Consider the following 15,365-nt stretch of genomic DNA (forward strand, 5'->3'; position numbering starts at 1 on the left):
CTCAAGCTCCCTTCTTGTAGGAGGACATCGCCATATACTTCTCCGCCACCGGCCAGTTGGCGGCGCGCGACGCCTCCTGCATGCACTCGATCAGCGCCGCTCCTTCGGTCGGCTGGCGATGCGCCTTCATGTCGCCATCGCGATAGGCGTTGATGAAGCGGAATTCGAGCGGGTCCATGCCGATCAGCCGCGCCAGCTTGTCCATCTGCACCTCAAGCGCGAAGTCGCCGATGGTGACGCCGAAGCCGCGCATGGCGGAGGAGGGGGTGCGGTTGGTGTAGACGCAATAAGTGTCGATCCAGACATTGGGAATGGTGTAGGGCCCGGGATAGTGCGCCGCTCCCTTCTGCGCGCCATAAGGCGAATGGCGCGAATAGGCGCCGGCATCGGTATAGCCGGTCACCTTGCGAGCCACGATGCGGCCATCGTTCATCACGCCATCCTTGATGATTATCTTTTCGGCGGCGCGCGGTGAGGAGATCTGCATCTCCTCTTCGCGGCTGTAGATGAAGGAGACGGGACGTCCTGTGAGCTTGGCGCCAAGAATGGCGATCGGCTCGACGATGACGTCGACCTTGCCGCCAAAGCCGCCGCCGACGGTGCCGCCGACGAAATGCAGTTTTGAGCCGGGCATCTGCAGGATGATCGAGGCGTTGTCGAGGGTGAAGAACATCGCCTGGGTGTTGGTGTAGCAGGTGAAGCGGTCATTGCCTTCGGGCACCACGACGCAGCCCGTGGTCTCGGTCGGCGCATGCTCGATCGGCGAGGACTGGTAGCTCTGTTCCAGGATGTGGTCGGCGCCGGCAAAGCCCGCCTCGACATCGCCGAAGCGCACCTTGCGGCATTCGCCGCTGTCATAGAGGTAATAATTCTGGCCGTGATATTCGTTGACCAAAGGCGCGCCGGGCTTCAGCGCTTCTTCCATGTCGAAGACGGCCGGCAGCACCTCATAATCGACCTTGACCTTGGCTGCCGCTTCCTGAGCCGCGCGCTCGGTCTCGGCCAGCACCGCCACCACGGCCTCGCCCTTCCAGCGTGCCTTGCCGTCGGCCAGCACCGTCTCGTCCTCCGGCCCGACCTGGATCAGGATCAGGATGGTGTAGACATTGTGCGGAACGTCCCTGGCAGTGAGGATTTTCACCACGCCGGGATGCTTCTCCGCTTCGGAAGTGTCGATCGAACGGATGCGGGCATGGTGGTGCGGACTGCGCACCATTTTCAGGTGAAGCATATTCGGGACGTTGCGGTCGGCGAAATAGGCGGTCTTGCCCGTCACATGACCCGGCGAATCCAGCCGCGGCCGCCCATGGCCGATCTCGTGCAGGCCGTCCTTGCGCTGATCGGCGAAATAGTTTTTGCGCAGTTCCATTCTTTTGGTCCTTAGGCCGCGTTCTGCGAATTGGCTCGGGCCGTCGTCAGCACCGCCTCGATGATCGGCTCGTAGCCGGTGCAGCGGCAGATGTTGCCGGACAGCGCCTCGATCACGTCCTCGCGGCTCGGATTGGGCGTGTGGTCGAGCAGCACCTTGGCGGCCATGATCATGCCCGGCGTGCAGAAGCCGCATTGCGTGGCGAAGGCGTCGAGGAAGGCACGCTGCAGCGGATGCAGGACGCCGGCCTCAGCGAGGCCCGATGTGGTGCGGATGTCGGCGCCGCTGCAGGTCTCGGCCACGGTCAGGCAAGAGAGCCGGAGTTCGCCGTCGATGATCACCGAGCAGGCGCCGCAGGTGCCCTGGTGGCAGCCGCCCTTGGGCGAGGTGTCGCCGATCTTGTCGCGCAGCGCGTGCAGCAGCGTCGTGCCGCTGTCGACAAATTCGGCCTTCTCCGAGCCGTTGAGCGTGAACTGAACCGGAACCTTTGCCATGTTTTCCTCCCAGCGCGCCTGCCCGATTGATCGGACAGACGCGCGCCCCCCAAGCGGTGGTTAAGTAAGCAGCAGCCGGCCGAGATGGACCGGGAGAACCTCGGCGCGATACCAGGCGCTGGCGATCGGATCGGTGATTGGCGAAGTGCCTTCACCGGCTGCAGCCAGCGCCGCTGCGACGCCGTCCTGGTCAAGCCTGCTGCCGATCAGTGCCTTTTCCGCAGCGCGGGCGCGCATCGGCCGGTCTGCCATGCAGCCGAGCGCGATCCGCGCCGAGGAGACAGTGCCGTCGCCGGCCTGTTCGAGAACGGCGGCGATGCTGAGCACCGAGACGCCCTTCGGCTTGACCCGCGACACTTTCAGGAAGCGGAAATTCTCGGCCCTTGGCAGTGCGAAGGCGACTGACGTGACGATGGCGCGGCTGCCGTCCCGCCTGGCCAGAAAATCCTCGATAGGCAATTCCCCATCATCGGTGCCAACCGTCGCATCCAGCGCCAGCAACACCACGGCGAAATCGCCATAGGGCGCCGGCGCAAACAAATTGCCGCCGACAGTCGCCATATTGCGGATCGCCGGGCCGCCGACGGCGCGCGCAGCCTTGGACAGCGCCGCAAGCTCGGGATGGCGGGCGATAGCCGCCATTGTCACCGAAGCGCCGATGCGGACCTTGCCGCCGGCAACGGTGATCCCGGAGAGGGTCGGATCGGTCGAGCGGACGAGGCCGGTGACGGAGACATCGCCTTCATTGGCGGCGCGCACGACCAGCGTGCCGCCGCCGAGATAGCGGGTGCCGGGCGCCTTCAGCGCCGCGTTGGCATCCCTGACGGCCGAAAAGGTCTGGAGGGCAAGCGCCATGGCAGTCTCCCCTGACTCAGCTCTGGCCAGAAAAGTGGCTCTTCAACGCATTGAAGCCACCCTGGAAGACATTGGCGGCCATGCCGGCGGCGATCTTGTCGGCCTCTTCGGGCGCCGCGTCGAAAGTTGCTGTCCATTCGGCATAGGTGCGGTCGCCGTCGGTAACGCGGCGCAATTGCAGCGTCGCCTTGTGATTGGTCAGCGGCTGCGGCGTCTCCAGGATGGAGTAGCTGACGCGGAAATTCGCGTCGGAGAAGTCGAGCAGTTTTTCGCGGATACGCGCGCCGCTGGCGAGCTCGAAATTACGCACGCAGCCGATGGTTTCGGCGCTCTTGCCGTCTTCGATATGGCTCTTGACCATGCGCGGATGCCAGCCCGGCAGGTCATTGAAGTCGCGTATGCGCGCCCAGACCTTTTCGACCGGCGCGTCGATGACGCTGGAGACGGTGACTTCAGCCATATGATCATTCCCCTACGAATTCGATACGCAGCAGGGTAGGGCGGCGGCCGGTGCTGCGCTTATCAATGGGTCTTGCGGCCCTATCAAGGAGTCTGAAAAACGAGCGGCTTGGCTCAGGCCATGGCCCGCGCCGCCTCGCGGTAAAGCGTCGGCGGCACGCCGACATGGTCGCGGAAGAAGCGCGAGAAATTGCCCTGGGTGGTGAAGCCGAGATTGCAGGCGACCGAGATCAGCGGCTCCTGCGACCACTGCAACTGCCGCACGGCTTCCTCCATGCGCAGCGTGTTCCAGTAGACATTGGGCGTGAGATTGGTCTGTTCCTTGAACAATGCGAAGAAATGCGGCCGCGACAAGCCAACGCTGCGGGCGACGTCGTCGAACGAGATGCGTTCGCAGACATTGGCCTTCATCAGCTGGATTGCCTTGCGGACGCGAAAGTCCTGCATTGTGTTGACCCGGATGCGCGCCTCCTGCGGCGCCGAGGCGTCGGCGGCGTCGAGCACGCTATCGATGAAGCGCTCGATCTCGTAATTGGCGACGTCGTCGATGCTTTCATTCTCGCTCAAATGGTCAAGCAGGTTGGCGGCGGCCCGGTGCAGCCATGGTTCGAGCGTGATTGCCGCCTGTGCAAACAGCGGCGCCGACGAAGGCAGGTCGCGGCGCCGGCGCGCCCAATCCGGATCGATGTAGAAGGCGAGGAACAGGCCGGGCCTGCCGTTCTGCGACAGAATGTGGCTGTGCGGCTGGTAGGAATTGATGCCGGCGGCGGTGCCGGGTCCCAGAAGCACCGTCTCGCGGCCGACGGTCATCTCGCCGGCCGTGCCCTCCAGCCAGATGATGATGTGGGCCTCGACATGCGCATGGGTGACGAAGTCGCTGGCGACATTCAGGACAGAAACATGTCCGAACCGGCCCCAATAGAGCCTGATCGCGTCCGTCATGGGTATACCTCCCGCAGACGACTGGCCTCCCTTCGCCTGCAACGGGATTGTGCGGCTGAGTTCGGGGTCGCGTCAAGGCTAGGAGGTGTGGTGAGCTTGGGGGGCCGCTTATGCCGACGGATTTTCAGACTGAGCGATAGGGTTTCTCGTCAAACCGAAGCCGTCATGCCGCCGTCGACATAAAGCGTATGGCCGTTGACGAACGATGAGGCGTCGGAGGCGAGGAACACGGCGGCGCCGATCAGTTCGTCGACATAACCCCAGCGGCCGGCCGGCGTTCGCTTTTCCAGCCAGGCGGAGAATTCCTGGTTGTCGACCAGCGCCTGGTTCATCTCGGTGCGGAAATAGCCGGGGGCGATGGCATTGATCTGCAAGCCGTATTTCGCCCAGTCGGTGCACATGCCCCTGGTCAAATTGCGGATTGCGCCCTTGGTCGCCGTATAGGGCGCGATGTTGGGCCGGGCGAGTTCGCTCTGCACCGAGCCGATGTTGATGATCTTGCCCTTGCCTCGCGCGATCATGTTGCGGGCGACCGCCTTGCCGGCATGGAAGGCGCCGGAGACATTGGTCTTGAACAGCCGCTCCCACTGCTCCTCGGGAAAGTCCTCGAGCGGGGCGCGGAACTGCACGCCGGCATTGTTGATCAGGATGTCGATGGCGCCGATCTCGGCCTCGATGCGGGCGACATCGGCATCGACCGCGCGAAAATCCGTCACGTCGAAGGTCGAGGGGTGCGCTTTGAAGCCGGCGTCGCGCAAGCCGGCGACGGCACCGGCAACCTTGCCGGCATCGCGGCCGTTGAGCACGACACTTGCGCCATGCTCGGCAAGGCCGCGCGCCAGCGCCAGGCCGATGCCCTGGCCGGAGCCGGTGATCAGCGCCAGCCGGCCGTTGAGCTCGAACAGGGATTTCGATGTCAAGGCAACGGTTCCAGCCGGAAGGTTCAGTCCAAAAACATTCAGTCATTGCGCCTGAAGTTGCGGATCCGGTCGAACAGCACCGCGAGCAGGATGGCGCCGCCGATGAACACGCCTTGCCAGAAAGCATTGATGCCGAGCAGACCAAGGCTGTTGCGGATCACTTCGATGAGCGCGGCACCGACAATGGCGCCGAAGGCGGTGCCGACGCCGCCGGCGAGATTGGCGCCGCCAATGACCGTGGCAGCGATGACCTGCAGTTCCATGCCGGTTCCGAGATTGGTGGTGACGGCACCCAGCCATCCGGTCTGGATGATGCCGGCAATTCCCGCCGCCAGCGCCGAGATCATATAGACGGCGACCTTGATCTGCTTGACGGGAACGCCGGTCAGCGTCGCCGCGTGCTCATTGCCGCCAATGGCGAAGATGTGGCGGCCAAACTTGGTCCAGCGCAGCGTGAATCCGGTGATCAGCGCCAGAAGGATCATGTAGAGGACCGGATTGGCGATGCCGAACACCCACGCGCCGCCGCCCAGCGCCAGAAGCTTGTCGTGATCCGGGCCGAACTGGAAGACGACGGTGTTGTTGGAGGCGACCATGGCCAGGCTGCGGGCAATCGACAGCATGCCGAGCGTCACCACGAAGGGTGGAAAGCCGAGATAGGCGATCATGATGCCGTTGAAGGCGCCTATGGCGAGCGCGGTGGCGATCGAGGCGAGGATGCCGACTTCTATGGAGTAGCCGGCATGCATGGTGACGGCCAGCACCATCGACGACAGGCAGAGCACCGAACCGACCGACAGGTCGATGCCGCCGGTGATGATGACGAAGGTCATGCCGAGCGCGATGATGGCGACGAAGGTGATGTTGCGGGTGATGTTGTAAAGGTTCTTCGACGTGGCGAAGGCGTCGGTGGCAAAAGACAGGAACAGGCAGGCCAGGATGACCGCGATCACCACCCAGAAGGTCTGGCTGGCAAACAGTCTTGCCGGCAAGGATTGCTGTTTTTGTTCGATCGGCTGGTCAATTGTCAGTGCCATCGTCGACCTTCATGTGCTGTGCGTGGTGAAATTCGCTGAGATCAAACCTGTTCGATGGCGCCGGTGATCAGCCCGGTGACTTCCTCGGGCGAACTTGACGCAATCGTCTTGTCGGCGACCTTGCGGCCGCGCCGCATGACGATGACGCGGTCGGCGACGGTGAACACGTCAGGCATGCGGTGGCTGATCAGCACCACTGCGATGCCTTGGTCGCGCAAATGGCGGATCAGGTTCAGCACTTCGGCGACCTGGCGCACCGAGATCGCGGCCGTCGGTTCGTCCATCAAAACGATCTTGGCCTGCGACAGCATGGTGCGGGCAATCGCTACTGCCTGGCGCTGGCCGCCCGACATCTGCTTGACGAGGTCGCGCGGACGGGTCTCGGACTTCAACTCGGCGAAGAGTTGGCCGGCGCGCTTGTACATGGCGGCATAGTCGAGGATGCGTAAAGGGCCGAGGCCGCGGCGCAATTCACGGCCGAGATAGACATTGGCGGCGGCGGTCAGATTGTTGCACAGCGCCAGGTCCTGGTGGACGATCTCGATGCCGTGCTGGCGAGCTTCCGCCGGCTTGTGCAGGATCAACTCCTTGCCGTCCATGCGCATGACGCCATGGCTGGGGCGGAAATTGCCGGCGATCATCTTGACCAGTGTCGACTTGCCGGCGCCGTTGTCGCCCATCAGGCCGACCACCTGTCCGGGCTCGATCGACAGCGATACGTCGTTGACCGCCTGGATGGCGCCGAAATGCCTCGAGATATTGGTGAGTTCGAGAACCGCCACCAGTCTTTGCCTCCCCGTGTTTTGCGACCCGCTGCTGTTCCCGGCGTGAATGCCGGCGCTGCTTTGGCCCCGCTCTCCCCATCTCCTCCCGGAAACAGCGTCAGCGTTCTTTTACGCAAAAGCCGGCGCTCGTCAATCAATTGTCGGACGAATTGAAGCCTTGGTTATCCAAAAATCCGTTTTGTAGGACAAATAGCATTGACGTTGGCCGCAAGCCGATATTAGCTAAGCGTCGGAGGAGATTATGCCGATGCCGCTGGCGGTTAGCCGGGCGGAATCGGCGGAGGTTTATCGGTCGAGGTTGCGGCGCCACCCATGTGTTGAGCCGGGCCAATGCCGCATCTGGAAATGCTTATCGATCTGTCTTGGCGACACGAGTGCTCGTGAAACGAACCTCGGTCATTAAGCATCCGGTCGATCTGTGTGGCGGGCACGCCGTGTCCGTCTGTTTCAAGGGAGGACTGACATGAGAAAAACACTTTTGCTCGCCGCCGTCGCCGCCATGGCGCTGGGCGCCGGGCCGGCTTTGGCCAAGAAACAGCTCGTCATCGTGGTGAAGGGTCTCGACAATCCATTCTTCGAAGCCATCCACCAGGGCTGCGAGAAATGGAACAAGGAAAATGCAAGCTCGGAATATGAATGCTTCTACACCGGCCCGGCATCGACCTCCGACGAGGCCGGCGAAGCGCAGATCGTTCAGGACATGCTGAGCAAGGCCGACACGGTGGCAATGGCGATTTCGCCATCCAACGCGCCGCTGATCGCTCAGACGATCAAGACCGCCAATCCGACGATCCCGATCATGACGCTCGACGCCGATCTCAGCAAGGAAGATGCCGCGCTGCGCAAGACCTATCTCGGCACCGACAACTATTTGATGGGTCACAAGATCGGCGAGTACATCAAGAAGGGCAAGCCGAACGGCGGCACGATCTGTACCATCGAAGGCAATCCCGCGGCCGACAACATCCTGCGCCGCGCGCAGGGCATGCGTGACGCGCTGTCGGGCAAGGAAGGCCTGGCGGCACTTGCCGGCGAAGGCGGCTGGACCGAAGTCGCCGGTTGCCCGGTGTTCACCAATGACGACGGCGCCAAGGGCGTGCAGGCGATGACCGACATCCTCGCCGCCAATCCCAAGCTCGACGCCTTCGGCATCATGGGCGGCTGGCCGCTGTTTGGCGCACCGCAGCCCTATCGCGACCTGTTCGGGCCGCTCAAGGACCGCATCGCCAGCAACGACTTCGTCATCGGCGCCGCCGATACGATCGGCGATGAAGTGGCGATCGCCCGTGACGGCCTTGTAACCGCTCTGGTTGGTCAGCGGCCGTTCGAAATGGGCTACAAGGCACCGTCGGTGATGATCGATCTGGTCGAAGGCAAGGCCGTCGCCGATCCGGTGTTCACCGGCCTCGACGAATGCACAAAGGACACGGTCGACACCTGCATCCAGAAGTAGGTTCTCGATTTCGGGGCGCCCTTTGACGGGCGCCCCGTCTCTTCCCGAACGGACGCAACGGTTGGGGCAGCAGGCTCCGGCTTTGACGCGCCTGTAGTTTGGATTTTTCGGCAACGAGATCGGCGCGCCGTGCAGGTTCGGACCAGTCCGGACGCAGACGGCCGACGCATTGGAACGTGAATGCCGGACGAGAAATCAAAGAAGCGAACCGAGCGGGCCAAGGCACAAGCCAGCCGCGGTCCGGCTGTCATGCGCAGGGCCGGTGCCGCGCATTTTCCGGGAGCGAGCGTCCATGTCTCGCTGGCCGGCGAGATCGGCCTCAGGATCGTGCGCGGCGATTATCCGCCCGGCACGATTCTGCCCAACGAGGCCAAATGGGCCGAGACCTTCGATGTCAGTCGTTCGGCGGTGCGCGAAGCCATCAAGATGCTGATGGCCAAAAGCCTGCTGGCTTCACGGCCCAAGATCGGCAGCTGGGTCGAGCCCAGGGAACGCTGGAACCTGCTCGACCGCGATGTGCTGGCCTGGTACGCGACCGGGCCGGACCGGGAGGCCTTCCTGCGCACGGTGCAGGAGTTCCGTCACATCATCGAGCCGGAAGCGTCGGCCTTTGCCGCCACGCGGCGCAGCGACGAGCAGATGGACGAGATCAGCCAGGCCTGTCGTGAGATGGGCGAGGCTTTGAACCTGCAGGAGCGTATCCGCGCCGATACGCGTTTTCACCTCGCCATATTGCGCGCCTCGGGCAACGATCTGCTGGTGCCGCTTGGCGTTCTGATCGAGTCGGCGCTCGATCATCTCTTTGTCTTCGTCACACGCGAGACCAGCGATCAGCGGCGGGCGCAGGCGCTGCATGAGGCGATCGAGAAGAACATCCGCCTGCAGCGTCCTGCGGCCGCGCGCAATGCGGTGCACAAACTGCTCGCCAACACCGACGATGTTATCGGCCGGTCGAGGCGCTGACACAGGCTTTTCGCCGCCTTCAAATCGTCTGCTTCTTGCCGTCCTTGCTGGGCATCAGGTCGACGCCGTTGACCTTGCCGATATATGTCGCCAGCATCGGCACGAATTGCTCGGCCGGGCCAGTGGCATAGGCACCGGCGAAGGAGTTCTTGGTGGCGTTGCCGAGCGGGTTGGCGATGCCGGCCGCACCCGCCATCGATTCCAGATAGGTCAGGTCCTTGAAGGCGTTGGCGATGGTGAATTTATGCGCGTCGCGGTCGCCCTCCAGCGTCCAGCGCATGAAGGTCTGGTAGAAGCCGCAATCCATGCGGCCGTTGCGGATGACGCTGTCGAAACGCGGTGGCGAGATGCCGACCTTTTCGGCCAGCGCCAGCGCCTCGGAATAGATCGCGGCATAGCCCAGCGAGATGAAGTTGTTGAGCAGCTTCATGCGGTGGCCGTCACCTGTATCGCCAATATGGACGATGCGGCCGGCCCAGGTTTCGATGACCGGCTTCACACGGGCAAACAGCGCGTCGGGCGCGCCGACCATGGCGTCGAGCGTGCCTTCCCAGGCTTCCTTCGGCGTGCGGCTGAGCGGTGCATCGACGAAGTCGACGCCGATCTCCTTCAGTTCCGCCGCCAGCGCCACGGTCGAGACCGGATCGGCGGTCGAGCAATCGACGACAACCGAGCCTCTTTTCAGGCCCTCCTTGAGGCCGCCGGGGCCACGGATGATGGCTTCGACCTCGCGCGAGCCGGTGACGCAGATGAAGACGATATCGGATGCCGCTGCCACCTCACGCGAGGTGGCCACTTCCTTCGCACCGCGGCCAGCCAAGTCTTCCGCCGGCTTGCGGTTCTTGCGGCCGAGGAAGGTCAGGCCATAGCCCTTGTCGACGATGTTCTTGGCAATGCCGTGCCCCATCAGGCCAAGGCCGATAAAGCCGATCTTTTCGCTCGCGGCGGTCGTGGTCATGTCTTGAAGTCCTGTTGCGATGATTGATATTGGGCGCCGCCGTCTTGCGGGCGAGGGTGGTTGCAGAATGCCATATTGTCTGACAATACACAGAAATCCTAGGCATTGGAGACGAAAATGACGAAGCGGATCATGTTCACCGGCGGCAGCGGCAAGGCCGGTCGCCATGTCGTGCAATATCTGATCGAACAGGGCTGCCAGGTGCTCAACATCGACACCAAGCCGCTCGACAATCCCAAGGTACGCACGCTGATCACCGACATCACCGACAGCGGCCAGGTGTTCAACGCGCTGTCGAGCTATATGGGTCTGCACGAATTCGACCCGTCGCTGCGCCCGCAGCCGGTCGATGCCGTGGTGCATTTCGCCGCCATACCGCGCATCATGATCACGACCGACAATGAGGTGTTCCGCATCAATGCGATGGGCACCTACAACGTCATCGAGGCGGCGGTGAAACTCGGCATCCCCAAGGTGGTGATCGCGTCCAGCGAGACCACCTATGGCGTGGTGTTCGCCAACGAACCGCGCGACCCCAAATATTTTCCCCTCGATGAAGAATACGACGTCGATCCGATGGACAGCTATGCTCTGTCCAAGGTCGTCAACGAGCACACGGCGCGCGCCTTTGCGCAGCGCAACGGCACCGATATCTATGCCTTGCGCATCGGCAACGTCATCGAGCCGCACGAATATTCGCTGTTTCCGAAGTGGTTTGCCGATCCGGGCTTTCGCAAGCGCATCGCCTGGAGCTATGTCGACGCGCGCGATCTCGGCCAGATCACGCTGCGCGCCGTTGAAACGGACGGGCTCGGCTTCCAGGTGTTCAACGCGGCCAATGACGATACCTCGTCCGACCTGCCGACAGCGGAACTTTTGAAGCGGTTTTACCCCGACGTGCCGGTCAAGGCGGAGCTCGACGAACACGAGACGCTGCTTTCCAACCGCAAAGCCAGGGACATGCTTGGCTTCCGTCCCGAGCACAGCTGGCGCAAATACGTCAAATAGGCCGGCCGGGGGCAAGGTTGCGACCTGATCTGTGCACAGCCGCAGCCTTTGCCGTCAACGCCCCGCCCTTTGCTTGACAGCTTCCGAAATCCGGACTTTGTGGAGGCATGAGGGACGGAAAGCCGAACAAGGGAAAGATGCCTGAAAAGGCGGCATCCGCAGAGCGCCCGGCGACCCTTCGCCGGGCTGACGCGGCCCGGATGCCCGGCACCAGCGTGCATGCGTCACTGGCCAGCGAAATCGGGCTTCGGATTGTGCGCGGCGACTATCCGCCGGGCACCATCCTGCCCAATGAAGCCAAATGGTCTGAAACCTTCAACGTCAGCCGCTCGGCGGTGCGTGAGGCGATCAAGATGCTGATGGCCAAAAGCCTTCTGGCATCACGCCCTAAAATCGGCAGCTGGGTGGAGCCCAGGGAGCGCTGGAACCTGCTCGATCGCGATGTGCTCGCCTGGTACGCGACCGCGCCCGACCGTGAGGTGTTCCTGAAGGCGGTGCAGGAATTCCGCCACATCATCGAGCCGGAAGCGACTGCCTTCGCCGCCATGCGACGCACCGAGGAGCAGATGGCCGAGATCAGCCAGGCCTGCCGCGAGATGGGCGAGGCGTCGAGCCTGCAGGAGCGCACGCGCGCCGACACGCGCTTTCATCTCGCCATCCTGCGCGCCTCCGGCAACGATCTGCTGGTGCCGCTCGGCGTGCTGATCGAATCCGCCTTCGATCATCTGTTCACCTATACGACGCGCGAACTCGACGATCTGCAGCATGCACAGCAACTGCACGAGGCGATCGAGAAGGCCATCCGCCTGCAGCGGCCGGATGCGGCCCGCAACGCGGTGCGCAAGCTGCTCGCCAATACCGACGGCGTCATCAACACCCGGTAGGATGTGCTGATATTCAGGTGAGGCCGGCCTGCAAACGCCGGCTTTCGCGCTTCACGTACTTAAGTACGCTCCGCTCCGGTTCTCGAAACCCAATGTTTTCGGCGCGGCCTGACCTGAATCTCAACACATCCTGCGAGCGCTCAGCCGGCCTGCGAAGTGGCCAGGTGCTGCTTGGTCAGCGCGATCAGCAGCGCCTGGTCGCGCGCGGCGTGCTCGGGGCGGTTGATCACCTCGTCGCCATTGACGATCGCACCCCAGAAGCCGCGCAGTTCCTCGATGAAGGCTTTGCCGTAGCCGGCGCGCAGATCCTTCGCCGACAGTGTGTGGCCGTCCGAGGTCTTCACAGTCAGCCGGGTCGGGTGATGGTTGAGCCAGGGCGAGGGGAATTCGAGCTCAAGGCTGGCATCGTCGAAGAAGAGCGTGATGCGTTCCTTGTAGTCGGCGAGCTTCGGCACGGTGAGATGCGTCATCGTCCACAGCGCCTGGCCGTCGAGCAGTTTTACCGCGCCCTGGCCGCCATCGCCATTGGCGAAGATCTGCGCGCCGACGACCTCGCCATCCGGCACGCTGAGCGCGTCGAGCAGGCCGTGCACGGCATTCACATCGTGAATCAAGGCGGAGCTGTAAGCGCCGGTAAATCCACGGAAAGCCAGATCGGTTATTGGCTGGCCGAGCGCGCGCTCGACCTGTTGTTTCTGCTTGCTTTGAGCTGCGGCAATCAGCTCCTCGGGAATGTCGTTGCCGCGCTTGTAGCGCTGGTGGGCGATGAACGGCCAGGCATCGGGATCGTTGACCTCGACGGAGACGGACCGCAGCGTCTTTGCCGTGCCGGGCAGCGAGGCCAGCGCCAGCCGGTAGCTCGGATCGAAGCGCTTCATATAGCCGACCTGCATGACCTTGCCGGCCTTGTCGCGCGCGGCGATGATCTCGGCGATTTCCGCCGGGGAATAGCAGAGCGGCTTTTCGCAGAAGACATGCAGGCCGCACCCAAGGGCGGCCAGCACCTGCTCGTAATGAAGCGGGTCGGGCGAGCCGATGACGACGGCGTCGAGCTTCTGGCCGAACAGTTGCTCCGGCGTTTCGAAATTGGCGATGCCGTGAACTTCGCTGACATATTCCCGCGAAATCCTTGACGGGTCGGCAACGCCGACCAGTTCGAACAGGTCGCCGAGCTGCAGCAGGTTTGGTATATGCTCGACCTGCGAAATCATGCCGGCGCCGATAACGCCGATGCGTATCCTGCTCATGCTTTTATTACTCTCTGCAAAAGTGTTCCAGGCTCAGGGTGCGGCGGCCGGCCGATTGCCGATCTGCGCCAACAGCCCGGCAATCTCAGCTTCCACCGCCTTCAAATCCTCGCCGCCCGACATGATCGAAATCACCTCGTCGCGCGAGATCTCGGACTTGGCGTATGTGCCGCGATTGCGGCCGCGGTTTAGCAGCGTGAAAGTGTCACCGACAGGGTAGGCGTGGTGGATGTTGTGGCTGATGAAGATCACCGCCAGGCCGCGCATGCGCGCCTCGATGATGAATTTCAGCACCATCGCCGCCTGATGCACGCCGAGCGCCGAGGTCGGCTCGTCGAGGATCAGCACCTTGGCGCCGAAGTGGACCGCGCGCGCGATCGCCACCGATTGGCGCTCGCCGCCCGACAGCGTGCCGACTGCCTGTGTCGGGTCGCGCACGTCGATGCCGATATCGGCCATCGCCTGACGGGCAATTGTGTTGGCGCGCTCCTTGTCGAAGCGCGAGAAGGGCAGGCGACTTCTCGTCGGCTCGCGGCCGAGGAAGAAGTTGCGGGTGATCGACATCAGCGAGATCATGCCGAGGTCCTGGAAGACCGTCGCGACGCCGAGGTCCTGCGCGTCGCGCGGGCTGCGGAAGGTGACGGGCTTGCCGTCGACGAAAATCTCGCCCTTGGTCGGCCGGTGCACGCCCGACAGAACCTTGATCAGCGTCGACTTGCCGGCGCCGTTGTCGCCCAGCAAGCAGTGCACCTCGCCGGGATAGACCTTGATGTCGATATCCTGGAGCGCGCGCACCGAGCCGAAATTGACCGACACACCACGCAATTCCATGGCTGGCTGGATGGCCGGGGACGGGTTCGGGTAGGTCATTTGCCACCTCCGCGTCCGAGCGCCTTGAGGCGGATGTAGTTGTTGACCAGCACGGCCATCAAAATGACGATGCCGAGGAAGACCTTGAACCAGTCGGTGTCGATGCCGGTGTAGAAGATGCCCATCTGCACCAGGCCGAAGATCAGCGCGCCGAACAGCACGCCATAGACGGTGCCATAGCCGCCGGTCAGCAGCACGCCGCCGATGACCGCGGCGATGATCGCCTCGAATTCCTTGAGCAGGCCGCGCGTGGTGTCGGCGGAGCCGGCCTCCATCACCTGGATGGTGGCAAGCAAGGTCGCGGCACAGGCGGTGTAGATGAACAGCGCGATCTTAACCCGGTCGACCGGCACGCCGACATTGCGGGCGGCATTGAGGTCGCCGCCGGTGGCGAAGATCCAGTTGCCGTATTTGGTCTGGGTCAAGACATAGCCGGCAAGCGCTGTCAGTCCGAGCCACCAGACGATCGACATCGGAATGCCGACGACGAAGGGAATGCCGTCGGTGCGGGTGGCGATCCAACCTTGCGTGCCCATCCATTGGAAGAAGCCGGTCAGGAGATGGCCGTTGAACAGGCCCGCGGTTGCCGGGTCCGGCGCGCCGTCGAGGATGTAGGGGATCTGCGTGCGGCCGGTGACGGCGCGGGTGATGCCGATCGACAGGCCGCGCAGGATGTAGAGCGACGCCAGCGTCACGATGAAGGAGGGCAGGCGGGTCTTCACCACGATCAGGCCGTTGACGTAGCCGGTGAGGATGGCGACAGCGAAGGCGCAGGCGATGCCGCCCCACAGCGGCAAGCCCCAGTATTTGACGGTCAGGCCGATGACGACGCCGGCGAAGCCGACCATCGAGCCGACGGAGAGATCGAACTCGCCGGCGATGATGAGAAGGGCTGCGGCCGTGGCGATGATGCCGAGTTCGGCTGCCAGCGTCAGGAAGGTCATCGACCCCTGTAGCGAATAGAGGTTCGACGCACCCGGCAGCAGGGCGAAGATGATGACGGTGGCGATGAGGCCGCCGGCGGCACCGGCTTCGGGCCGGCGCAGCCATTGCGTCAGCCGGCCGGTGCTGGCCAGCCGCTCGTCAGTGCCGGCAGCCCGTTTCGACGTCATGCCGAAACG

Annotated in this window: 16 protein-coding genes; 4 read left to right on the forward strand and 12 right to left on the reverse strand. The window is 63.4% G+C overall.

Annotation, left to right across the window (positions count from 1 at the left end; translation table 11 throughout):
* Position 1 precedes the first annotated feature (1 nt).
* From NKI15_RS08720 to NKI15_RS08755, 8 genes are all read right to left on the reverse strand, one after another.
* Positions 2 to 1,369 (reverse strand): xanthine dehydrogenase family protein molybdopterin-binding subunit, encoded by a 1,368-nt coding sequence (locus NKI15_RS08720; RefSeq protein ID WP_352459569.1) that lies wholly within the window; start codon positions 1,367 to 1,369, stop codon positions 2 to 4.
* 11 nt (positions 1,370 to 1,380) lie between these two features.
* Positions 1,381 to 1,863 (reverse strand): (2Fe-2S)-binding protein, encoded by a 483-nt coding sequence (locus tag NKI15_RS08725; RefSeq protein ID WP_023707708.1) that lies wholly within the window; start codon positions 1,861 to 1,863, stop codon positions 1,381 to 1,383.
* 60 nt (positions 1,864 to 1,923) lie between these two features.
* Positions 1,924 to 2,718 (reverse strand): FAD binding domain-containing protein, encoded by a 795-nt coding sequence (locus tag NKI15_RS08730; protein ID WP_023705625.1) that lies wholly within the window; start codon positions 2,716 to 2,718, stop codon positions 1,924 to 1,926.
* Positions 2,719 to 2,734: 16 nt separating this feature from the next.
* A complete protein-coding gene (locus tag NKI15_RS08735) occupies positions 2,735 to 3,178 on the reverse strand; it encodes an SRPBCC family protein (RefSeq protein WP_023696209.1) in 444 nt (147 codons plus the stop codon).
* A 113-nt stretch (positions 3,179 to 3,291) separates the two neighbouring features.
* A complete protein-coding gene (locus NKI15_RS08740) occupies positions 3,292 to 4,119 on the reverse strand; it encodes an AraC family transcriptional regulator (protein WP_023690785.1) in 828 nt (275 codons plus the stop codon).
* A gap of 149 nt (positions 4,120 to 4,268) precedes the next feature.
* Entirely contained in the window at positions 4,269 to 5,039 is a 771-nt protein-coding gene (locus tag NKI15_RS08745) for an SDR family oxidoreductase (protein WP_031194897.1), read from the reverse strand.
* Positions 5,040 to 5,077: 38 nt separating this feature from the next.
* The gene (locus tag NKI15_RS08750) at positions 5,078 to 6,076 is read right to left on the reverse strand and encodes an ABC transporter permease (protein WP_023673048.1); all 999 of its coding nucleotides are present in this window, start codon (positions 6,074 to 6,076) and stop codon (positions 5,078 to 5,080) included.
* Between the two features lie 41 nt (positions 6,077 to 6,117).
* Positions 6,118 to 6,858, reverse strand: a complete 741-nt coding sequence (locus tag NKI15_RS08755) for an ATP-binding cassette domain-containing protein (RefSeq protein WP_023682237.1) — start codon at positions 6,856 to 6,858, stop codon at positions 6,118 to 6,120.
* A gap of 466 nt (positions 6,859 to 7,324) precedes the next feature.
* On the opposite strand from NKI15_RS08755, the gene NKI15_RS08760 reads away from it, so the two are divergent.
* The gene (locus tag NKI15_RS08760; RefSeq protein WP_023673050.1) at positions 7,325 to 8,314 is read left to right on the forward strand and encodes a sugar-binding protein; all 990 of its coding nucleotides are present in this window, start codon (positions 7,325 to 7,327) and stop codon (positions 8,312 to 8,314) included.
* Between the two features lie 180 nt (positions 8,315 to 8,494).
* The gene (locus NKI15_RS08765) at positions 8,495 to 9,277 is read left to right on the forward strand and encodes a FadR/GntR family transcriptional regulator (protein ID WP_023690787.1); all 783 of its coding nucleotides are present in this window, start codon (positions 8,495 to 8,497) and stop codon (positions 9,275 to 9,277) included.
* A gap of 19 nt (positions 9,278 to 9,296) precedes the next feature.
* On the opposite strand, the gene NKI15_RS08770 is transcribed toward NKI15_RS08765, so the two are convergent.
* Entirely contained in the window at positions 9,297 to 10,235 is a 939-nt protein-coding gene (locus NKI15_RS08770; RefSeq protein WP_023705623.1) for an NAD(P)-dependent oxidoreductase, read from the reverse strand.
* A gap of 117 nt (positions 10,236 to 10,352) precedes the next feature.
* Between NKI15_RS08770 and NKI15_RS08775 the strand changes: the two genes are divergently transcribed.
* Complete coding sequence (locus NKI15_RS08775) at positions 10,353 to 11,243, forward strand: NAD-dependent epimerase/dehydratase family protein (RefSeq protein WP_023705622.1); 891 nt, start codon at positions 10,353 to 10,355, stop codon at positions 11,241 to 11,243.
* 107 nt (positions 11,244 to 11,350) lie between these two features.
* Positions 11,351 to 12,127, forward strand: coding sequence for a FadR/GntR family transcriptional regulator (locus NKI15_RS08780; RefSeq protein WP_023705621.1), 777 nt, complete (start codon positions 11,351 to 11,353; stop codon positions 12,125 to 12,127).
* A 140-nt stretch (positions 12,128 to 12,267) separates the two neighbouring features.
* Here the strand turns inward: NKI15_RS08780 and NKI15_RS08785 are convergent, their stop codons facing one another.
* The 3 genes from NKI15_RS08785 to NKI15_RS08795 are packed head-to-tail and all read right to left on the reverse strand — an operon-like array spanning position 12,268 to position 15,356.
* A complete protein-coding gene (locus NKI15_RS08785; RefSeq protein ID WP_023705620.1) occupies positions 12,268 to 13,374 on the reverse strand; it encodes a Gfo/Idh/MocA family protein in 1,107 nt (368 codons plus the stop codon).
* A gap of 33 nt (positions 13,375 to 13,407) precedes the next feature.
* Positions 13,408 to 14,244, reverse strand: a complete 837-nt coding sequence (locus NKI15_RS08790; protein WP_023712088.1) for an ATP-binding cassette domain-containing protein — start codon at positions 14,242 to 14,244, stop codon at positions 13,408 to 13,410.
* Positions 14,241 to 15,356, reverse strand: a complete 1,116-nt coding sequence (locus tag NKI15_RS08795) for an ABC transporter permease (protein ID WP_023687958.1) — start codon at positions 15,354 to 15,356, stop codon at positions 14,241 to 14,243. The genes NKI15_RS08790 and NKI15_RS08795 overlap by 4 nt, the downstream gene beginning before the upstream one ends.
* Positions 15,357 to 15,365: the final 9 nt, after the last annotated feature.

This window comes from Mesorhizobium sp. M0862 (genome assembly GCF_040319795.1).
GTDB lineage: Bacteria > Pseudomonadota > Alphaproteobacteria > Rhizobiales > Rhizobiaceae > Mesorhizobium.